The organism is Mariprofundus erugo, assembly GCF_005818865.1.
In the GTDB taxonomy this organism is placed as follows: Bacteria; Pseudomonadota; Zetaproteobacteria; order Mariprofundales; family Mariprofundaceae; genus Mariprofundus; species Mariprofundus erugo.
The window spans coordinates 250,654-272,600 of record NZ_VBRY01000002.1; the positions used below are offsets into that span (position 1 = coordinate 250,654).

18 protein-coding genes are annotated in these 21,947 nt (G+C 56.2%); 14 read left to right on the forward strand and 4 right to left on the reverse strand.

The genetic code is table 11. From position 1 onward, the window contains the following. Positions 1-39 precede the first annotated feature (39 nt). The gene (locus FEF65_RS13350) at positions 40-210 is read right to left on the reverse strand and encodes a hypothetical protein (RefSeq protein WP_161595164.1); all 171 of its coding nucleotides are present in this window, start codon (positions 208-210) and stop codon (positions 40-42) included. 107 nt (positions 211-317) lie between these two features. After that, the gene (gene lipB / locus FEF65_RS03150) at positions 318-947 is read right to left on the reverse strand and encodes a lipoyl(octanoyl) transferase LipB (protein WP_138238325.1); all 630 of its coding nucleotides are present in this window, start codon (positions 945-947) and stop codon (positions 318-320) included. Positions 948-1,076: 129 nt separating this feature from the next. On the opposite strand from lipB, the gene FEF65_RS03155 reads away from it, so the two are divergent. The 6 genes from FEF65_RS03155 to hemC all read left to right on the forward strand — a co-directional run bounded on the left by FEF65_RS03155 (position 1,077) and on the right by hemC (position 9,377). Beyond that, positions 1,077-2,402: a M16 family metallopeptidase gene (locus FEF65_RS03155; protein WP_138238326.1), complete on the forward strand. Its 1,326-nt coding sequence runs from the start codon at positions 1,077-1,079 to the stop codon at positions 2,400-2,402. Next, on the forward strand, positions 2,399-3,721 hold the full coding sequence (locus tag FEF65_RS03160) for a M16 family metallopeptidase (protein ID WP_138238327.1): 1,323 nt from the start codon (positions 2,399-2,401) through the stop codon (positions 3,719-3,721). The genes FEF65_RS03155 and FEF65_RS03160 overlap by 4 nt, the downstream gene beginning before the upstream one ends. Further along, positions 3,718-4,251, forward strand: coding sequence for a 16S rRNA (guanine(966)-N(2))-methyltransferase RsmD (gene rsmD, locus FEF65_RS03165; RefSeq protein ID WP_138238328.1), 534 nt, complete (start codon positions 3,718-3,720; stop codon positions 4,249-4,251). The genes FEF65_RS03160 and rsmD overlap by 4 nt, the downstream gene beginning before the upstream one ends. A 74-nt stretch (positions 4,252-4,325) precedes the next feature. Next, on the forward strand, positions 4,326-6,893 hold the full coding sequence (gene mprF, locus FEF65_RS03170; protein WP_161595165.1) for a bifunctional lysylphosphatidylglycerol flippase/synthetase MprF: 2,568 nt from the start codon (positions 4,326-4,328) through the stop codon (positions 6,891-6,893). After that, on the forward strand, positions 6,890-8,290 hold the full coding sequence (locus tag FEF65_RS03175; RefSeq protein WP_138238330.1) for an AcvB/VirJ family lysyl-phosphatidylglycerol hydrolase: 1,401 nt from the start codon (positions 6,890-6,892) through the stop codon (positions 8,288-8,290). Before mprF ends, FEF65_RS03175 begins: the two co-directional genes overlap by 4 nt. A gap of 163 nt (positions 8,291-8,453) precedes the next feature. Next, entirely contained in the window at positions 8,454-9,377 is a 924-nt protein-coding gene (gene hemC, locus FEF65_RS03180) for a hydroxymethylbilane synthase (protein WP_138238331.1), read from the forward strand. A gap of 230 nt (positions 9,378-9,607) precedes the next feature. Here hemC and FEF65_RS03185 read toward each other — a convergent pair whose 3' ends face one another. After that, the gene (locus FEF65_RS03185) at positions 9,608-9,976 is read right to left on the reverse strand and encodes a translation initiation factor (protein ID WP_138238332.1); all 369 of its coding nucleotides are present in this window, start codon (positions 9,974-9,976) and stop codon (positions 9,608-9,610) included. A 221-nt stretch (positions 9,977-10,197) separates the two neighbouring features. On the opposite strand from FEF65_RS03185, the gene pdhA reads away from it, so the two are divergent. The 6 genes from pdhA (at position 10,198) to FEF65_RS03215 (ending at position 18,812) form a co-directional block, all read left to right on the forward strand. Further along, entirely contained in the window at positions 10,198-11,247 is a 1,050-nt protein-coding gene (pdhA, locus tag FEF65_RS03190) for a pyruvate dehydrogenase (acetyl-transferring) E1 component subunit alpha (protein WP_138238333.1), read from the forward strand. Positions 11,248-11,249: 2 nt separating this feature from the next. Beyond that, positions 11,250-12,227: a pyruvate dehydrogenase complex E1 component subunit beta gene (locus FEF65_RS03195; RefSeq protein ID WP_138238334.1), complete on the forward strand. Its 978-nt coding sequence runs from the start codon at positions 11,250-11,252 to the stop codon at positions 12,225-12,227. A gap of 13 nt (positions 12,228-12,240) precedes the next feature. Then, positions 12,241-12,477: a hypothetical protein gene (locus FEF65_RS03200; RefSeq protein ID WP_161595166.1), complete on the forward strand. Its 237-nt coding sequence runs from the start codon at positions 12,241-12,243 to the stop codon at positions 12,475-12,477. Further along, entirely contained in the window at positions 12,467-13,753 is a 1,287-nt protein-coding gene (locus FEF65_RS03205) for a pyruvate dehydrogenase complex dihydrolipoamide acetyltransferase (protein WP_138238336.1), read from the forward strand. The genes FEF65_RS03200 and FEF65_RS03205 overlap by 11 nt, the downstream gene beginning before the upstream one ends. An 81-nt stretch (positions 13,754-13,834) precedes the next feature. After that, complete coding sequence (gene lpdA, locus FEF65_RS03210; protein ID WP_138238337.1) at positions 13,835-15,664, forward strand: dihydrolipoyl dehydrogenase; 1,830 nt, start codon at positions 13,835-13,837, stop codon at positions 15,662-15,664. 220 nt (positions 15,665-15,884) lie between these two features. Then, positions 15,885-18,812, forward strand: a complete 2,928-nt coding sequence (locus FEF65_RS03215) for a methyl-accepting chemotaxis protein (RefSeq protein WP_138238338.1) — start codon at positions 15,885-15,887, stop codon at positions 18,810-18,812. Positions 18,813-19,154: 342 nt separating this feature from the next. On the opposite strand, the gene FEF65_RS03220 is transcribed toward FEF65_RS03215, so the two are convergent. Beyond that, positions 19,155-20,306 carry an MFS transporter gene (locus FEF65_RS03220; RefSeq protein WP_138238339.1) on the reverse strand — a complete coding sequence of 384 codons (1,152 nt, stop codon included), beginning with the start codon at positions 20,304-20,306 and terminating at the stop codon, positions 19,155-19,157. A 143-nt stretch (positions 20,307-20,449) separates the two neighbouring features. Between FEF65_RS03220 and FEF65_RS03225 the strand changes: the two genes are divergently transcribed. Together FEF65_RS03225 and FEF65_RS03230 are read left to right on the forward strand one after the other, a co-directional pair. Further along, the gene (locus FEF65_RS03225) at positions 20,450-21,061 is read left to right on the forward strand and encodes a hypothetical protein (RefSeq protein ID WP_238701146.1); all 612 of its coding nucleotides are present in this window, start codon (positions 20,450-20,452) and stop codon (positions 21,059-21,061) included. Between the two features lie 73 nt (positions 21,062-21,134). Beyond that, positions 21,135-21,944 carry an HDOD domain-containing protein gene (locus FEF65_RS03230; RefSeq protein ID WP_138238341.1) on the forward strand — a complete coding sequence of 270 codons (810 nt, stop codon included), beginning with the start codon at positions 21,135-21,137 and terminating at the stop codon, positions 21,942-21,944. The last annotated feature ends 3 nt before the right edge of the window (positions 21,945-21,947 follow it).

A 21,947-nucleotide genomic window follows, 5' to 3' on the forward strand; every position in this document is an offset into this window, starting at 1 on the left:
CTGATTCACTGACAAAATATCAATGCATCAGCACCCGCTTCAAATAACAGCCTCACAACTCTGCCGCTCATTCGATGTCAAAACCGGCTGCACGTCGACCGGAGATATGCCGATCAGAAACTCAAGGTCAGCCTGCGGAATATGAGCATTACGCTCGCTGATCCACTTCAGCAATTCAGAATGATTTCTGGCAAGATCCATCGTAGTCACATGCAGCTCCTTGATTGGGAGGTGCGGCCCGTCTGCACCACACGCAGGCGGCACTATAAAATCGAATACGTCAGGCGTATGTCAGCGAGGTGACATGGCCATGACAGTCACACCGCTGCGACCAGCGGGTCAAACAGTGCATGACAATGACCGATGAGTACCTGCTCAAGCCGGGCACGCGGGATATCCAGCCCCAGCTTCTGCATCGACGTAACCGGCTGATCCTGCATACCGCAAGGAACAATGCCTGAAAAATGTTTCAAATTCGGTGTGTTATTCAAGGCGATGCCATGGAATGTCACCCACTTGCGACAACGCACGCCGGCTGCGGCAATCTTCAACCCGTCCACCCACACACCGATCCCCCGGCTATCCCTGCCCGCAACCACACCAAAATCGGCCAGTGTACGAATCACCATCTCCTCCAGTCGCCAGATATGGCGGTGCAGATCAGGCTCCCGTTTCAGGTCGGCAATCACATAACAGACCAGCTGGCCGGGGCCGTGATAGGTCACTTCGCCTCCCCGTCCCGTCGGATAAACAGCAATACTGTCTCCATCCACGCTACGACTGAGGATATCGCCGCTATGACCGGATGTACCAATCGTATAGGTCGGCGGATGCTCGGTAAGAATCAGGCTCGATGGCATCGAACCGGCCAACACCGAGGCAACCATCTGCTCCTGTTCAGCAACAGACTCGGGATATGGCTGCTGTTTGTGGAAAATCACATGCATAGCCTGAAGCCTATGCGCAGCCCCCGTTCTTTGCACCTCCGGTCGCAAAAACCGCACCGCGCCGGGGTTTGCCACGCCCCTGCCTTTCACCCATCATCCCGGCCGCCACTTCATCGCCAAGGAGTTCACATGTCGCTGAGAATGATCACCGTGTTGATGTTGCTGATCAGCACACCTGTTGCCGCATCTGCCGCCGCCCTGCAGGAGGCCACCTTAAAAAACGGCGCCAGACTGATCGTCGAGGAAGATCACTCGGCACCGGTCGCCATGGTCCAGATCTGGCTCAAGGTTGGCGGACGGGACGAAGTACCCGGCAAAACAGGTCTCGCTCATGTCTTTGAGCACATGATGTTCAAGGGCTCAAAAAAGCTTGCTCCGGGAGAATATTCAAAACGCATTTCAGCCATGGGTGGTAACGACAACGCCTTTACCACCACCGATTATACCGCCTACTTTGAAACCATTCCTTCCGGCCGGGTCGATGAGGTGCTGGGACTGGAGGCCGAGCGCTTTGCCAACCTGGCCCTGCTCGACAAGGAGTTTCAAAAAGAGATCCGGGTCATTATGGAAGAGCGCCGCATGCGCACCGATGATGACCCAAACAGCCACATGTTTGAGGAACTTTCCGCAGCATCACTGCGCCTGCACCCTTACCGCAACCCGGTGATTGGCTGGATGCAGGATCTGAAAGCCCTGACCATTGAAGATGTTCGCGCTTTTTATAAACAACACTACGTACCGGGCAATGCTACGGTGGTCGTTGTCGGCGATGTCGATTTCGCCCACGTTAAAAAGGTCGTTGAAAAGACATTCGGCCATATGAAAGCCCGCCCGGTCCCTGCCCGTTTCAACCCTGTCGAGCCGGAACCATTCGGCCCCAAACGCATTCAGGTCAAACTGCCAGCCCAGCTGCCGATGCTTGCGGTGACCATTCCGGTCCCGGTCTGGCAGCCGGGTAAAAACGATCGTGAAACAGCGGCACTGGCAGTGGCCACACAGATTCTTGCCGGTGGACGCAGCGCCCGTCTGCAGCGCGAGCTGGTAGACGATCAGCGGGTCGCCTTTTCAGCCGGCGCAGGCTATGACGCCTTCGGTATGGGCCTGGACCTGTGGTATCTCTATGGCATGCTCGGCCCGAAACAGACAACGGCCGCATTTGAAAAATCATTATGGGCCCTGCTGACCGACATGGCGACCAAACCGGTTGCAGAGGCACCGCTGGCGGCTGCCAAGCGCAACATTATTGCCTCCGAGGTCTTCGCACAGGATTCCCTTTACCTGCGCGCCAAGGAAATTGGTCGCATGGAAGTGTCCGGCATTGGCGCCTCACATCGCGATCAATGGCTGGAGGCCATCAAGCATGTAACTGCAGCCGACGTACAGGCAGCCGTTGCCCGCTGGCTGATCAAAGATCGTTCAACAACAGGTATCCTGACACCCGAGGTGAAATCATGAAACGCTGGTTGACTCTTCCCCTTTTCGCTCTGCTGCTGATAGCCCAGACCGCTGCCGCTGTCCCGGCCATACAGGAGGCCCGCACCAACAATGGCTTGCGTGTACTGTTGATGGAGGCGCATAACGTGCCGATGGTCTCCATGCAGCTCTCCGTGATCGCCGGCAGCCGCTTTGATGCCCCCGGCAAGGCGGGCACAGCAGCCATGCTGGCGGCCATGCTGGGTGACCATACTGCGCGCCACAACCACAAGGCCTGGAGTGACGTGCTCGATGCCGATGCCATCCAACTGGGAGCCGGTGCCAGCCAGGATGAGATGAGCCTGTCGATGACCACACTCAGGGAAGCACTTGAACCTGGGCTTGATCTGTTTGCCGAAGCCCTGCTCATGCCCGGCTGGGATAAAACCCGCTTTGCCATTCTGCAACAGGACTCCGTTGCCGCTGCCCGCAAGGAGCTGGAAGAGCCGGGCGCCCAGGCTGCGACTGCCGCCGCCAATCTGCTCTTTGGTACACACCCCTATGGCCATCGGGCCAGTGGCTCTGCCGAATCACTGGCATCCATTCGCATCCCCGACATGCAGTCGCTATACAAAGCGCAGGTCAAGCCGGATGGGGCTGTACTTGCAGTCAGTGGTGATATCACCATGGCTGAACTGCTGCCGTTGCTCAATGCCCGCCTCGCCGGCTGGCAGGGTAAACCGGCACACAGTCTGATGGACCTGGCCATAGCGGCCGATGTACACGGTAAATCGGCCGATGTGGCCCTGCCAACCAGCCAGACACTGGTGGAGCTGTTGCGTCTTGGCCCGTCGCGCGCTGATGCCGACTTCTTCCCGGCATTTGTGTTGAATCATATGCTGGGTGGTGGCGGCTTCGGATCGCGTCTGATGGAGGAGGTGCGTGAGAAACGTGGTCTGGTTTACGGGGTCTACTCCTATTTTGTACCACTGGCTGTACCCGGCCCGTTTGTAATCTCCCTGCAGACCAGAGGAGACCAGGCAGACAAGGCTGAGGCCGTGGTGCGCGAAGTCCTGCAACAAATGGCCGCCGGGCAGATCACCCGCCAGCAGCTGCAGGCCAGCAAGGACAATCTCAGCGGCAGCTTTGCCCAGCGCATGGACTCCAACCGCGAGCGTGTAGGGCTGATTTCGATGATCGGACTGTACAATCTGCCGCTGGATTACCTGTCCACCTGGACCGCCCATGTCGACGCAGTCACCCTCGATCAGGTCAAGGCGCAAGCGGCACGTTTCCTCAAACCCGATGAGTGGAACCGCGTCCGCGTCGGCGCCAACCTCGGCAGCAGTCACGCAAAATGAATATAACCGCCGGCACACTGCGCGGCCGCAAACTGCAGGTGCCTGACCTTCCCGGCCTGCGCCCGACACCGGCCAAGGTCAGACAGGCTCTGTTCAATATCCTCGCTGACGTCGACGGCATGCGCATACTGGATCTGTTTGCCGGTTCAGGTGTCATGGCGCTGGAAGCGTTGTCCCGAGGGGCGGCAAGTGCCATCTCGATTGAACAGCAGCGCCCGGCCACCCGTGCTATGGAGCTGATTCGCACAGGCTGGAAGCTTGAAGAGCAATGGAAGGTCATGTCCGCGAGTGTGGAGAAGGGGCTTGCCACCCTCTCCGGTCACCATTTTGACCTCATCTTTGCCGACCCGCCCTACAACAAGGCATTCACCACACTGCTGCCACAGTGGCTGGATCAGCATGCGATTAGCTGTGAACTGCTGGTCATGGAGGAGGCTGCCCGCGTTGAACCTGAATGGCCTGCCGGCTGGCAATGCCGACAATCCCGCCGTTATGGCGATACCACCCTGCATTTTCTGTCACACATATAGCTGATTCACCGGCTTCCTCCGGCAAAGAATCGATTCATACACCGGCGGACCAGCCACACCAGAGGTATGACATCATGAACAGACTGTTCATCAAGCTGACAAAATATGCTCCTGTCATCAGCATTGCCCTGATCATTGCTGCCGTCGCTGTCATCCATCATGAAATTGCTCTCTATCACTGGCAGGAGATCAAGGCAGCCGTATCAAGCATGCCATTGACCCTGCTGCTCGGCATGGGGGCATGCACACTGCTGGGATATCTCAGTCTCAGCCTGTATGACTACCTTGCACTGGAATATGCAGGCGAAAAACTGCCCTGGTACAAAATACTGCTGGCCTCATTCCTGGGCTATGCCATCAGCAACAATATCGGCCATGCGCTGGTTTCCGGTGGCTCCCTGCGCCTGCGACTGTATACAGGCTGGGGAGTATCGGCCGTATCCGTTGCGAAAGTGATACTGTTTTGCTCCATTACCTATTTGATCGGTGCGATCACCCTGATGGTCGGCACTTACACGGCCCTGTCCGGCCAAGCCCTTACAGCGCTGAACCTGCCGGACCGGCAAATAACCGGGATCGTTATGAGCACAGGAGCATCGGCTCTGCTTGTATGGTGGGGGATTATTCTGTTTTACAGAAAAGACATCACCATCCGGGGCTTCACGCTTTCCCCGCCGGGGGGATCTCTCGCCCTGCGGCAAACGCTGGCCGCCCTGCTCGATCTTTTGCTTGCTTCAGTCGTGCTTTATCTGCCGCTCACACACTTTATCGATATACCCTTCAGCACCTTTCTGATGATTTACATCCTGGCCCAATTGACCGGCCTTTTCAGTCAGGTCCCAGGTGGCATCGGGGTATTTGAGGGTAGCTTCATGTTTCTGGCATCCGGTCACTACCCTGCCTCCCAGATACTGGCGGCACTGATCACCTACCGGGCTGTCTATTATTTGCTTCCACTGCTCTTTGCCGGACTGATTCTGACACTATACGAGCTGAAGCCGCACAAATGGCTTGCAAAAAACACCGAAATCAAAGCCATACTGGACAGCCTTGAGCCCGCGATTCCCCAACTGTTTTCGCTGCTCCTGCTGCTCGGCGGATGCGTCCTGCTGATTTCCGGCTCCACTCCGGCCGTAGCGGAACGTCTGCAATGGCTTCACTACATTTTACCCCTTCCACTGATCGAGTTTTCCCACCTTCTGGCCAGCATGGCCGGTGTCATGCTGCTGTTTCTGTCACGAGCCGTTCATCAGCGTATGGATGCGGCCTACTATGCGACGATCGTCATGCTTGTGCTGGGCGCGCTGGCTTCACTGGCCAAAGGGTGGGATTTTGAAGAGGCGACGATCCTGACCTTACTGCTGCTGCTGTTTTTACCTGCCCACAAACATTTCTACAGAAAATCATCCCTGCTTGCCGTCGACCTTCCTGTTTCGTGGGTAGCACTGGTGATTCTTTCGATCGGCCTTTCCGCATGGCTTGGATTTTTTTCATTCAAGCATGTGGAATATTCAAACCAGCTGTGGTGGCAATTTTCCCTGCACGGCGACGCCCCGCGTTTTCTTCGCTCGCTGGTAGCTGTTTCCGTACTCGCATCCGGCCTCATTCTGTATCGCCTGCTTACTCACACGACCAGCACCCTCGCCTTGCCGGATCAGGCGATGCTGGACAGGGCTGCAGTGCTGGCAGGCAAAGCTCCCAACACCATGCCGCACCTGGCGCTGCTCGGAGACAAACATCTGTTGTGGAGCGAGTCGGGCAACAGCTTTCTGATGTTCGCCACCACCCCGAAAATGTGGGTCGCCATGGGAGATGCCGTAGGCAACCCGGATGAATATGATGAGCTTGCCTGGAAATTCCGGGAAATGGCCGACCAGCATGCTGCCAACATCGCCTTCTATCAGGTAGGCCAACATCATCTCCCGCTTTACCTCGACTTCGGCCTGTCGTTACTCAAGCTTGGTGAAGAGGCGCGCGTACCACTGCAAGGGTTCAGCCTTGAAGGGCGACAACGTCAGAACCTGCGACATGCCTACAACAAAATTACCAGGCAAGGCATCAGTTTCACCATTGTACCGGCTGCCGATGTCACCGCCATACTTCCTGACCTGCGCACCATCTCTGATCGCTGGATGCAAACCAAACAGGCGAGGGAGAAGAGGTTTTCGCTCGGCTTTTTCGATACAGACTACCTGAGGCGTTGCGATATCGCGGTTGCCATGAAAGACGGGAGCCCCCTTGCCTTCGCTAATATCTGGAAAACAGATGGCAGGGAGGAGCTCTCCATTGACCTGATGCGCTACACCCCCGACGCCCCGAACGGAGTCATGGAGTACCTGATGGTTTCACTGATGCTATGGGGTAAAGAAGAAGGATATCAATGGTTTAATCTCGGCATGGCTCCACTGTCCGGGCTCAGATCACATCCGCTGGCACCGGTATGGCAACGCATTGGTCATAGCATCTTCCGCTTCGGCGGAGAGTTCTACAATTTTGAAGGCTTGTATCACTACAAGGAAAAGTTTGATCCTGACTGGCAGCCCCGCTACCTCGCAGCCCCATCCGGCCTGAAGGTCGCCTCCACCCTGCTATCTGTCACCGGGCTGATTTCAGGCGGTATCGAAGGAGCGATCAGAAAATGAGTCAACAGATATGCATCGCTATATGCGCCATATTACTCTGGGTGACTCCGGCCCATGCCGGCGAACTGATTGAATCCACCGATAGCTTTGGCCCTTTCGGCACCTTGCATATGTATCAGGCAAACAACCACCCGGATCACCTCGTATTATTGATCTCCGGTGATGGCGGCTGGAACCTGGGCGTGATCGATATGGCCCGCACCCTTGCTGCGCTTGACAGTATGGTGGTCGGTATCGACATCACTCATTACATTCCCCGGCTGAATAGCGCCCGCGACCGCTGTAACTATTCCGCTGCTGACTTCGAAACGCTCAGCCAGTATCTGCAAAAGAAATACCGTTTTGAGCACTATGTCCAGCCGGTACTGGTCGGTTACTCATCCGGTGCCACCATGGTCTACACCATCCTGGCACAATCTCCGGCCAACACGTTCGCCGGTGGCATCAGCCTCAGTTTCTGCCCGGACCTGAAAACAGACAAACCCTTCTGTCGGGGCAGCGGCAACCTGAAAGCAAATCAGGATGCGCAGCTGGGCTTTATTTACCATGCCGTGGATCAACTTCCGTCACCATGGTCGGTACTGCAAGGGAACATTGATCAGGTCTGCCCATCCCCGGCAGCCCAAAGCTTTGTCACAAAGGTCGCGGGGGCCGAATTCATCGACCTGCCCAGGGTCGGTCATGGCTTTTCAGTCCGGCACAACTGGGGCCCGCAGTTTAAAAGCACATTTCAACGTATGGTCAGTACGCAGGCCGCGCACGCCACCCCGGCTCTCCATGATGCGGAGGTGAGAGACCTGCCGTTGATCGTCATGCCGACTGCAAAACAAAGCGATGTCATGGCCGTCATTATCTCCGGAGATGGAGGCTGGGCCAGCCTCGACAAACAGATCGGCGAGACCCTGAACAGCAAGGGGATCGCAGTGATCGGCCTGAATGCCCTGCAGTATTTCTGGAGCAAAAAGACGCCCGATATCGCCGGTGCCGACATGACCCGCATCCTGACCCACTACAGCAGGAAGTGGGCAATCAACCGCTTTCTTCTGATTGGCTACTCCCGTGGTGCGGATACACTTCCATTTATGGCCAGCAGACTCCCTGCAGCACTTAAAATGAAGGTGGTAAGCATCACCCTGCTCGGTATGGAAAAAACCGTGGATTTTGAGTTCCACGTCGGCGACTGGTTATCGAGCAGCAGCGGTGAATATCAGGTGATCCCCGAGGTGGCAAAACTCGCTCCTGTGAAGGTGATTTGCATTTACGGTTCAGATGAAAGCAACAGCGGCTGCTCAAAGCTGACCGGCACCGCCAAACCAATAGAAATGGCTGGCGGCCACCATTTTGGTGGTGATTACAAAAGAGTGGCCGACATCATCATGCAGCAGAGCAGGCACTAAAGCCGCTACCTGACCTCAGAGCGGGCAGAGCATCGATAAAGTCATGGCAGCACATCCGTACGTGCATACAAACAGCCGAGGCATCGGATGGATCATCGTGCAGAGCTTTTTACTTCAGCAGGCCAAGCAGGTACGTTTCGCTTTTCCCATCAGGAGGACCCCAGTGCCACATATCCGTATCGCTACCCGCCGCTCACCGCTCGCCCTCTGGCAGGCTGAATATATTGCTGCCGAACTGGAGAAGATGAGCCCGGACATCACCACAGAGCTTGTCAAGATTGTCACCCGTGGCGATAAAATCCTCGATGTGCCGCTGGCACAGGTAGGCGGCAAAGGGCTGTTCACCAAAGAGATCGATGAGGCGCTGCTGGATGGGCGTGCTGATATTGCCGTCCACTCGATGAAGGATGTCCCCACCATGCTGCCGGAAGGAACCAGCATTCGTGCCCATCCAAAGCGTGAAGACCCGCGCGATGCCGTCGCCACCATCACCGGTGGTGGCCTGGCCACACTGCCTGAGGGGGCCACAATCGGCACCTCAAGCCTGCGCCGGGTCGCCCAGCTAAAGGCAAAATACCCTTCATTCAACTTTGTGTCTGTACGCGGCAACATCCAGACCCGCCTGTCAAAAATGGGCAATGAGGTGGATGCAGTGATCCTGGCTGCCGCCGGCATCCGCCGCATGGGCATGGAAGATCAGATGCACGAGTTTATTGATACCGAAACCCTGCTGCCTGCCGTTGCGCAGGGCACGCTGGGCATTCAGACACGTGATAGCGATGATGCCATCAATGCGCTGGTCGACCGCCTCAACGATACCGATACCGTCGATCGCACCCGCGCCGAGCGCGCCTTCCTGGCACGCCTTGAGGGTGGCTGCCAGGTACCGATTGCAGCATTCGCCACACTGGACGGGGAGCAGCTGCACCTTAAAGGACTGGTAGGATCGGTCGATGGCACTGTGGTGATCCGCCGTGAAATCAGTGGCCCCCGTGGTACCGGTGCAGCCATGGGCGTTGCCCTGGCGGATGAGATTCTTGACGCCGGCGCCCGTCCGATTCTCGAGGCACTCTACGCCGGCGAATAATCCCGCCGGCCACGGACAAGGAAAGTGAACCAACGCATGTTTTTTTCATTGTGTGGTCTGTGTCACAGAATTGTCATCAAAAACAGACAGGATTCGCCACATACTGTTAGCGGCAGTTGAAAGAAGCATCCTCGAAATATGCAAAAGGCGGAGCAGGCACTCCGCCTTTTTTCATTTCCGGAGGCGCCTGCAATACTACGTCCCGGTAAATATCGGAACGGACCGGCCTCTCAACCGCCAGCGAGCCTGGCGCGATGCCCCGCCTGCTCCAGCAATAGCAGCAGCTTTTCCCGGTGATCACCCTGAATTTCCAGACAATCGCCCTTTACCGCACCACCGCAGCCAAGATGCCCCTTCAACTGCTTGAGTAACTGCTTGAGCCCCTCCTGATCCAGTGGCAAACCATCAATCACACATACCGATTTTCCGCCACGCCCCTTGCTTTCCCGGCGGATACGCACCCCTTGCTTGGCAGGATTTTTAATCGGCTCGGCCTTGCTTTTCTGCCCCGGCCGCTTTTTGCCGGCTGACTGCTTTTCCATCGCTTTGCCGAGCTGCCCCTGCTCGGTGGAATATACCGCTCTGTAGCGCTCACTCATGGCGTTCCTCCAGCTTGAATCGGCGCAATCATGACAGCGGCAACACGGCTTTCCCAATGCTTTTCATCCCTCCGCAGCCAGCTTCGGTCAAACGACATGCACGACGAGCGATGGTCCGGATTGGTTTTCGGGAGCGAAAAAGACCATAAATTTGCTGCCGGTTGCTGGTCTGTCCGGGCTGGGGCATCATTCGCAGTTATTAAATATTATCCGGGGGTACCATGTCTGCAGAGCAGAATCAGGGTGCAGGGATTATGCATGATGGTGTTTTCTACAATGCGGAAACACTTCATCAGATGCATGATTCCATGCTGTTTATCCGCCGCTTCGAAGAAAAAGCCGGCCAGATGTACGGTCTTAAAAAGATTGGTGGTTTCTGCCATCTCTGCAACGGCCAGGAAGCGGTGTGCGTTGGTTTGCACCATGCATCCGAGCCAACCGACTATATGATGACCAGCTATCGCGATCATGGTCACATTCTTGCACGCGGCAGTGATCCGACGGCAGTCATGGCTGAATTGCTGGGTCGCAAGGGCGGTATTGTCAAAGGCAAGGGTGGTTCGATGCACATGTTCGACATCACCAAAAACTTTGCCGGCGGCAATGGTATCGTTGGCGAGCAGGTGCCAATCGGACTGGGCTTCGGCTTTTCCAGCTGGTACCGCAATGACGGCCGTGTCACCATCTGCATTATGGGTGATGGCGGTATCAATCAGGGCGCTGTTTACGAGTCATTCAACATGGCTGCACTGTGGAAGCTGCCTATTGTATTCGTGGTCGAAAACAACCAGTACGCCATGGGCACCTCCCTCGATCGCGCCTCGGCTGAAACGCAGCTGTTCAAGCGTGGTATCTCATTCAAGATCCCGGGCATGAAAATTGACGGCATGGATGTGCTTGAGTTCGAAAGAAAAATGCGCACAGCCATGGCCCATGCACGTTCCGGTGAGGGCCCGATTCTGGTAGAGGCCATGACCTATCGTTATCGCGGTCACTCCATGTCGGATCCTGCAACCTATCGCTCACGCGCTGAAGTGGATGAGTGGCGTACAGGCCGCGACCCGATTGCCCGTATTCAGGGCCAGATGATCGAAGCCGGCATCGCCACGGAAGAGGACTTCAAACAGAAAGACCGTGATATCAAGAAAGAGGTCGCTGCAGTTGCCAAAGCAGCTGAAGAGCAGCCCGAGCCGGATGCGGCCGAGCTGTGGACCGATGTATACAGCGACCCGATTGAAGGCGCATATCCCTATCCCGGCAAGGTGAGTTAACCATGAAAATTACCTATCGTGAGGCTCTCAATCAGGCCATGTGCGAGGAGATGGAGCGCGATGATCGCGTCTTCCTGATGGGCGAAGAGGTGGCTGAATATAATGGCGCCTACAAGGTTTCGCAGGGCATGCTCGACAAATTCGGCCCCAAACGCGTGATCGACACCCCGATTACCGAGCTCGGTTTTGCCGGCCTTGGTGTCGGTGCCGCCATGACCGGCCTGCGCCCGATCATCGAATTCATGACCTGGAACTTTGCCATTCTGGCACTCGATCAGATCGTCAATGCTGCCGCCAAGATGAAATACATGTCCGGTGGCCAATACAGCGTACCGATGGTCTTTCGCGGCGCCGGCGGCTCGGCTGCCCGCGTGGGAGCCCAGCACTCGCAGAGCCTGGAGAACTGGCTGGCCAACGTCCCCGGCCTGAAGGTGGTCATGCCATCGAATCCGGCTGATGCCAAAGGGCTGCTCAAGGCTGCGATTCGCGACAATGATACCGTTGTATTTATTGAAAACGAGATCAACTATGGTGACGTGGGCACCGTACCGGACGGCGAATATATCATTCCGCTGGGCAAGGCTGACGTCAAACGTGTCGGCAATGATGTCACCATCGTCGCCCACTCCCGCATGACCGGTTTTGCACTGGCTGCTGCTGAAGAGCTGGCCAAACAGGGCATCGATGCCGAAGTGATCGATCCCCGCACCATTCGCCCGCTGGATGAAACCACCATTCTTCGCTCGGTAGCCAAGACCAACCGCGTTGTCACCGTTGAGGAAGGCTGGCGCTTTGCCGGCATCGGTGCGGAAATTTCCGCCCGTATTATGGAGAAGGGCTTTGATGACCTTGATGCACCGGTCATTCGTGTCACCGGCAAGGAAGTGCCGATGGCCTATGCGGCAAACCTTGAGGCCATGACGCTGCCAAGTGTCGCCGATATTGTTGAAGCCGCTCGAGTGGTGTGCGGCCGCGCCTGATGCAATCAAGCAGATGCTGATTTATTGCCATCAGGAAAAAATCAGCCGGCAAATGCAACGGTGTGGTTTTGCATTTGCTTACAAATCAGGCACTGACGCATCTGATTTGGCGAGCCGTCCATGGCTCGCTCGGAAGCGCTGGATGAATCAGCGCTTCCTTAACCACAAAGCTGGCGCGACAGGCACAGCCATCTGCTGTCCATCAGCCCTTTTTGTGGCAAAGGATTTTGAGGACCAATATGCCAATTGATGTATTTATGACCCAATTATCGCCGACGATGACCGAAGGGAAAATCGCGCGCTGGCTGAAAAAAGAGGGCGATGAACTGGTGTCCGGTGATGTACTGGCCGAGATCGAAACAGACAAGGCAACCATGGAAATGGAGGTTGTCGAAGAGGGCATACTGCACAGCATTATTGCTCCCGCCGGCACCGTTGTACCGGTCGGCGCGGCGATTGCCGTCATTGCAGAAGAGGGTGAGGAGATTGCTGCCGGTTACCAGCCCGGAGCAGATACCCCTGCAGCAGTTGAAACCGCCACAGCAGATGCAACTCCGGCAGCTGCACCGGTTGCGGCAACCGTCGCAGCACCGGCACCGACTGAAGCTGCGCAACCGGCTCGCAGCGGCCGCGTCAACGCCAGTCCGCTGGCCAGACGTCTGGCAAAGCTCAAGGGCATCAACCTGGCCGCCATGACCGGCTCAGGACCAAACGGCCGTATTATCAAAGCCGATATTGAGCAGGCGATGCGCCGCGGAATCAACCTCGGTGGCAATACTGCAGCGACAACCCCGCCACCGGTCAGACCACTGCCGGCAGGTCCGCTGCCATATCACCCGGATGAGTATGAGCGCGTTGAAAACAGCATGATGCGCAAGGCCATTGCCCGCCGCCTCAGCGAGTCCAAACAGCAGGTTCCACACTTCTATCTGAGCGTGGATGTCGTGATGGATCGCCTGATGGATCTCCGCAGCCAGCTGAATGATGCCGCCAGCGGCACCTTCAAGCTCAGCGTCAATGACTTCATCATCAAGGCCGTTGCCAAGGCTCTGGTCGATGTTCCGGCGGCCAATGCAGCCTGGACCGAAACCCATACACTGATGCACAAACACGCCCATATCTCTGTCGCCGTCGCGATCGAGGGCGGCCTGATCACCCCGGTCGTCCGCTTTGCCGAGCAGAAAGGCATTGTCGACATATCATCAGAAGTGAAAGAGCTGGCTGCCCGCGCCCGTGCAGGCGCTCTGAAGCCGGCTGAATATAGTGGCGGTACATTCTCCATCTCCAACCTCGGCATGTATGGCATCAAACAATTTGCCGCCATCGTTAACCCGCCTGAGGGGGCCATTCTGGCCGTTGGTGCCACCGAGGCTCGCGCGGTGGTTGAAAATGGTGCTGTGGCTGTAAGGCAGATGATGACCCTGACACTCTCCTGCGATCATCGGGTCGTCGATGGCGCGGTCGGTGCAGAGTTCATGGCCGCACTGAAAAAGCGTCTGGAGTGCCCGGCAGGTCTGCTGCTCTGATTCCCGTGGTCAGGCAGAAATAACGCATCTGCATCTGCCTGACCCGTCTCTTTACTGGCTTAATATTTATGAGGTTTTGCAATGCCGATTGATCTATTTATGACTCAGCTCTCACCCACAATGACAGAGGGGAAAATTGCCCGCTGGCTGAAAAAAGAGGGCGATGAGCTGGTTTCCGGTGAAGTACTGGCCGAGATCGAAACAGACAAGGCAACCATGGAGATGGAAGTGGTGGATGAGGGCGTACTCTACCGCATCCTGACACCGGCAGGCTCGGTGGTTCCGGTCGGTCTGCCCATCGCCATTATCGCTGAAAATGGCGAAACCATTCCCGACGGCTATATGCCATCCGGCACCGTCTCCGAATTTGCCGAAGATGACCCGGCTGAAGAGGCGGCGGAACTGGCGGCGGAGTCGGCACCTGATGCACAGTCATCGGCCGTCATCGGCCATGCCGTTCACGATGCCGAAGAGGAGGCAGAGCTGGTCCTCAAACCCGCCGGCATGTTTAATCCCGACGGTGAATATGATGTGGTGGTCATTGGTGCCGGTCCTGGCGGCTACGTCGCAGCCATCCGGGCGGCCCAGCTCGGCCTGAAAACCGCCTGCATCGAGGCCACCCACCTCGGTGGTATCTGCCTGAACTGGGGCTGCATTCCAACCAAGGCACTGCTGAGAACGGCAGAGCTGGTCAATGTCATCCGTCATCACGGTGATGAGCTGGGCATCGGTGTGTCCGAGACCACACCGGATATTGCCAAGGCTGTTGCCCGCTCCCGCCAGATTTCCGACAAGCTGAACAAGGGAATCGGCTTTCTGTTCAAGAAAAACAACATTGAACACATTGAAGGCTATGCCCGCTTTGAGGCTGATAACACATTAACGGTGGAAGATGCCAACGGCCTGACCAAACAGGTCACGGCTAAACACGTGATTGTTGCCACCGGCGCACGGGCAAGAGCATTTCCCGGCATGGAGGTCGATGATGAGGTCATCATCACCTACAAGCGTGCACTGATTCCTGAAAAGGCACCTGAAAAACTGATCGTGATCGGCTCCGGTGCGATCGGCATGGAATTCGCCTATTTTTATAATGCCATGGGATCCGAGGTTACCGTCATTGAGGCCGCGGACCAGATTCTGCCGCTTGAAGATCATGAAATCTCCCGTGTGGTTGAGCGCAGCTTCAAGAAGCAGGGCATCAAGGTCATTACCGGCGCCAGGGTTTCAAAAGCCGTGCGTTCAAACGGCCGGGCCCTGGTTGAGTATGAGGCCAAGGGCAAACAGCAGCAGATTGAAGGGGATATCTGTCTCGTTGCTGTCGGTGTTATCGGCAATACCGATCATATCAATGCCGAAGAGACACAAATGAAGATCGAGCGTAACTGCATCGAGGTTGATGACTGGTATCGCACCGATCACCCGGGCATCTATGCCATTGGCGACGTCGTCGGCGCACCGGCACTTGCGCATGTGGCCAGCCACGAAGGCATCGTCTGCGTGGAGGCCATTGCCGGCAAACACCCGCATAAGGTGGATTATGGCAACGTACCGGGCTGCACCTATTGTCAGCCACAGGTCGGCTCCTGCGGCAAAACAGAAAAACAGTGTGCCGATGAGGGCATCCCGGTGAAAATCGGCCGCATGGCCTATGCCCCCAACGGCAAAGCGATGGGGCTGGCCGAAACCGAGGGCATGGTTAAAACGATTTTCCACGCCGAAACCGGTGAACTGCTCGGTGCCCATATCGTTGGTGCAGAAGCAACCGAGCTGATTGTCTCACTGCAACTGGCTCGTACGCTTGAAACCACCGAGGCGGAACTGGCCCACCATATGTTCCCGCATCCGACCCTCTCTGAAATGATTCATGAGGCGGTACTGGACTCGGAAGGGCGCGCCATTCACATCTGATCATTCACACTGATCCATCAAGGGGGGGGGCTGAAAAGCCCCCCGTTCTGTTTCTGTCGACTCACACCGTACCTCGCAAAGCAGCCAGGTCAGTGCCTTCGTCACCCATCGCCATGAGCGCCACCTCCCCGGTCTGCAGCAAATCTGATTTTGGCATATTTCTTGGTTGCAGCCACCACAACAGCTGCTGCAGCGATCTGCAGCCGAACAAGGAGGGGACATGCGCCCGTTTAAAGGTTTGATGTTGAAAGGCAAGTTAACGGCAGCGGCGGCAGCCCTGTCGGTCATTCCAGTCATACTGGCCGGCGTCATTATTGGTCTTCAGAGCATTAACAGCGGCTATGATGCCGTCTATAAAGAGGAGCAGAGTAAACTCGATTCGGTACTGCAGTCACGAAAGGAGGCCATCGAAGATTATCTGGGAACCATCAGAGACCAGGTGATCACCCTCTCCAACGATAAAATGACGATCGATGCACTGACTGAGTTCACCAGTGATTTCAAATCCTTCCGCAAAGAAGTCGGCATCAGCGAGCAGAATACGGAAGCACTTCGCAGCAAACTGGCGAACTATTACAAAAATGATTTCTCGCGCACCTACAGGGATGCCAATCACGGCAAGGACCCGAATGCCATGAGATTTCTTGCCAGCCTCGATGGCGACTCGGTAGCCCTGCAATATTATTTCATTCAGTCCAATCCTGCACCGCTTGGCTCAAAAAACGAATTACAGGATCTGCCGGTTGACTCCGGCTACAGCCGAACCCACCACACATATCACCCGCACTACAACGAATTCCTCAAGCGCTTCGGTTACTACGATATTTTCCTGGTCGATAATGATGGCAATGTGGTCTACACCGTTTTCAAAGAGCTTGATTTTGCCACCTCGCTGACCCACGGCCCTTATGCCAACTCGGATCTGGCCAAAACATTCCGCCAGGCCAATGCCATGAAAGATATGAATGGCTGGGCTATTTCCGACTTCCACCCCTATACCCCGTCGTACGAAGCACAGGCCGGCTTTATTGCCTCTCCGGTCATCAAGGATGGTAAAAAATACGGCGTACTGATTTTTCAGATGCCGATCTCCAAAATCAATGCGCTGATGACCAGCAACAAAAAATGGAGTGATGTCGGCCTCGGCGCAACCGGTGAAAGCTATCTGGTCGGAGCGGATCAAACATTACGCAGCGACAGCCGCTTTTTAATTGAAGACAAACCGGCATACCTGGCCGCCATCAAGAAGGCGGACATCGATGGCGCCACACTGGCAGAGATTGATGCAAGGGATTCCGGCATCGGCCTGCAGCCGGTCAACTCCTCATCGGCCACCAGTGCGCTTGCCGGCAACACCGGCTTTCACATCATTCCCGACTACCGCAACGTGCCTGTGCTCTCCTCCTATGCCCCGCTGGCTTTTAACGGCCTGCACTGGGCTATTATTGCTGAAATCGATGAGGCCGAGGCTTTTGCCGGGATTACCGCCCTGAAGACGGATATCATGATATCCGTGCTGGTCATTATTGTCCTCATCACCATTGCCTCCATTGTCATCGCAGTGTTGGGAGCCAACTCAATGGCACGCCCGATCGCACAGGCCGTGGGCATCGCTGAAAACATCTCAAAAGGACATTTTGATAACCGGATACAGATTGACCGGCACGATGAGATCGGCGCGCTGCAACAGGCGCTTGAGCAAATGCAAAGCGTACTGTTTGTCAAAATCACCGAGGAAAAGGATGCCGCACTGCGCATCAAGCAGGCGCTCGACGCTGTCGCTTCGCCGGTGATGATCGCAGATGCAAACCGCATTATTTTTTATCACAACCGGTCAGCGGTGGAGTTCATGCAAAGGCATCAGGACGCCTTCCGCAAGGTGCTGCCGCAACTCGATGTCAAAAAACTGATCGGCGCCAGTATCGATCAGTTCCATAAAAACCCTGGCCACCAGAGGGAGATCCTCGATCGCCTGACCGGCTCATACGCATCCGGTGATCTTGATGTCGGTGGCTGCGTAATCAATGTCACCGCCACGCCGGTGTTTAATGAGCATAAAGAGCGGCTGGCTACAATCACCGAGTGGAAGGACCGCACTGCAGAAGTCATGCTTGAGCGGGAGGTGGATGCAGTCATTACAGCCGCGCGTTCGGGTGATTTGAGCAAACGCCTCTCCTCAGCCGGAAGAAGCGGCTTCTATGCCAGCCTGAGTAACGGCATCAATGCACTCGTCGAAGTAAACGAGCAGGCTATTGATGACACCATCAAGGGACTTGCTGCCCTTGAGCGGGGAGACCTTACCTACCGGATTACCAATGAGTATTCGGGCGCTTTTAATGCCATCAAACAGGCCAACAACAGAACCGCCGAGAAACTGTCCGAGGTGATCGGCAGTGTGATTGCCGCTGCCGAAGCAGTCGATGCCGGTGCCGGTGAAATTGCAACCGGGAATCATACACTCAATACCCGCACCCAGGAGCAGGCGGCAGCCGTCGAAGAGACCGCAGCCAGCATTGAAGAGATTACCGGTACCGTCCAGCAAACGGCCGAAAACTCACGCCAGGCCAAGCAACTGGCTGCCGATGCCAAAGGCCAGGCGGAGCAGGGTGGCAAGGTTGCGGAACAGACCATCCGGGCCATGGCAAGCATCAATAGCAGCAGCCGCAAAATTGCCGATATTATCGGTGTCATTGATGAAATCGCCTTCCAGACAAACCTGCTGGCACTGAATGCTGCCGTCGAGGCGGCCAGAGCAGGAGAGCAGGGCAAGGGCTTTGCCGTCGTTGCCGGTGAGGTACGCTCGCTGGCCCAGAGAAGTGCGGAGGCAGCCAGAGAGATCAAGACATTGATTAACCAGAGCGTGGAAAGTGTCGAGGCTGGCAGCAAACTCGTCGACGATTCCGGCCACGCACTGGCAGCCATCGTTCAGGCGGTCAGCAAGGTCGACAGTGTCATTATGGAGATCGCTGCAGCCAGTCTCGAACAAACCAGCGGCATTGAGCAGATCAACAAGGCAATCGCCCAGATTGATGCCGGAACACAGCAAAATACGGCACTGGTGGAGGAGTCTGCAGCCGCCAGCCAGCGACTCAATGAGCTGGCTGCTGAATTGAGACAACAGGTTTCAATCTTCAATCTCGACACTTGATCCTGCTGTGACAGACAACCGGCTCCCGCCCCGGCGGGAGCCGGGCCACTGGCTAAGGAATCGCTGATTAATTCGGCGCTTCCGGGCGAGCCATGGACGGGCGCCACAATCCGGCAGGATAGCCGGATTGAACGGCTTTACCGCCGCCAGGTGAGCTGCAGGATGCAGCGAATCAAATCAGACGTGTAAGTGCCTGATTTGTAAGCAAAGACAAAACCACGCTTTTGCCTTTACGAACTGATTTTTTGCCAGGAGGGCACCCAATCAGCATCTCCCTAACCATGCAAAAAAACCGCTTCACCCGCTTCTGTAACCATCAGGTGCGATCTGCTATCGCCACCTTTATCCGCGAACCATACGACGAGGCAGCAACAGCGATAGCGGAACACCGACCACCGCGATTGCCGAACAGCAGAGAAAGGCTGCGGAAAAGCCGTAAACTTCAACAATCCAGCCACACATCATCATACCCACCGTACTGCCAAGGCCAAAACCCGCCGCTGAAAAAAGCCCCTGCGCCGCACTATGACGTGATACGGGCGCCAGACGGCGCACCCAGGCAATCGCCGCCACGTGAAATGCGGCAAAACTGGCTGCGTGCAGCAGCTGCAGAACTACCAGTATCCAGCCGTTTGTGGTCAGGCCGATACCCAGCCAGCGCATCGCTGCCAGCAACATGCAGACGGCAAAGACCCATGCCGGAGCAACCTGCTGTACGCGCCGCCCCCATAACCACATCATCACAATCTCGGCCAGCACGCCGATCACCCAGTAGGCACCGATTTCCCCGCCAGCATAACCGGCATCGCTCAGATAGAGGCTGAAAAAACCATAATAGGCGCCATGTGATGCCTGCATGATAAAGGCAATCGCCAGCAACAGCCTGAACTGCACCGAAAACCGTGGCCGGCCCATACCGGTCGATTCAGCCACCGGAGCATGCAGGGTGGGAAAGCCTGTTGCAGCGAATGCCGTCACCAGCATCAGGATCACAAGTATGGCGGGAAAGGTTTCATGCAATGAATCCCCCATCAGCCAGGCACCGCCGGCAAGAGAGGCAATGACAAACCCCACTGACCCCCACACTCGCAGGCGACCGTAATCAGCCAGTGCAGCCTCGGAGACGGAAACAGACAGGCCATCGGTCAGCGGTAAAAGAATGGCCCAGAATATACCGAACAACAGTGTCACCAGTGCAAGCAGCAGCACATGCTCGAAAGCACCGAGCATGGATGCGAAAAGTGCCGCCAGCAGCGCCGAAGAGATCAGGACTAGGCGAACGGCACCGGCATGACGGTGATCAAGGATATGACCAAGCCATGGTGGTGCAATGACACGCGCAGCCGCCAGCAGCCCTGTCATCACGCCGATCATGCCGGCCCCCAGGCCGGTCTGCTGCAGATAAACGGGAAAAAACGGCAGAACAAGCCCCATTGCTGCAAAGTAGACCAGATAAAACAGGCGAATGTAGTGCAGCGATGTCGCAGTAACCATCACGACAGGCTAGCTATTGTCCTGCGGCTGTCATCAGGCATTGCAACCGGCCAAAGACTCCGACACATTACGAAGCTGACGACATCACCCCGGAGGAATACAGTGGGAAATGACCACCACAACAGGGTTAAACGTCCGCACTGATGGATGGGTGGATAGAGATTGTAACCCGGCAGCTGATTCTCTACAGCCTGCCGGTGCTGATTTCACTGACCTTCGTGACACTGGGTGAATCACGCATCAACAGAGTGGCTGTACCGCATCCGTTTTTCGCCATCACAGGCAGAGCGGTATGGCTTCCGCTGATTGCCTCCATCGCCTTTCATCGTGGCATGATCGTAGCCCCCGGAGGAATCCTGACACCGGGCGTCAAAGGCGCCGCTATCCGCTGCACGATGCACCTGTTACTGACACTGGCGGGGTTCCTGGTTTATACCTTAAGTCTGTCGCATATGGCGCCAACCGGGCTGCCGCCACTGCATCACTGGTGGGCCAAGGTGCTGATGTTTTTCAACCTCTGCATGGCTGCACTCCATTTACTACCGCTGCCCGGACAACTGGCGGGCGAGTGGCTGCTGACAAGCCCATATTGCAAGCGGATGCTGCCGCTGTTTGAACACCGTTACAGCTGGCTGATCATGCCGTTAGTCGCCGCCTCGCCACTACCGGACCTGCTTCTCGGAGGCACAATCGTTTTTCCGGTTTATGAATCACTCTGCAGCCACGCCATGCACTGGTCGCAACAGGGGCTGTAGCCCATCGTATAGCATCGTCACAGCAAACAGGCAGCGGCTGGTATCTGGCCGCAAATTTGCTTATTATGTGGTTATGATTCATTCCGGATATAGTAGAAGCTCGACTCTCGAGCTGCTGAAGTTCAGCGATGATCTTCCATCGCTACCTGATCGTTTTGTCAAAATTCAGAAGGTAGTCCAGGACCCGAACTCGGATGCGAGTGATCTTGCCTCGGTCATTCGCAGTGATCAGGCCACAACGGCCATGATCCTCAAGTTTGCCAACTCTCCGGCCTATAATCCCACCCATACCCCCGTGGGTGAGCTGAGTGCAGCGATCGCCCGCATCGGCCTGAGAGAGACCGTGCATATCGCGACAGCCATGTCACTGATGTACGGCATGATACTGCCGACAGGCATGGCCAATATCCGCTGCTTCTGGGGTCATGCCTTCGCCGTCGCCATGGTGTGTGAGAAAATGGCACATGCCGTCGATCCGGACCAACAGCGCTGCAGCCATGAACGGGCCTTTATGACCGGCCTGCTGCATGACATCGGTCGAGCCGCCCTCGGCATGCGCGTTGATTTCACCTATTTTGAACGGGAAACCGGCCATCTGCATCAGGATGCGCTGATTCAGGCAGAGGAGGAGATTTACGGCGTCAATCACGCTGAAGCCGGCATGCAGCTGTTGCGCCTGTGGCTGTTCCCTGACGATATCTTCACCGCTGTCGGCGAACACCACCGCCCGGACAGCACGCACTTTCTCGGCAGCATCTGTTATCAGGCCAACCTGTTCTGCAATACCCACCTGTCCGACCGCATTCCGTTTGATGCGGTACATGATGCAGTACAGCAGGCCATTATCGAGCACCCGTTCGACCTGTCCGTTTTTGCCGATTAATCA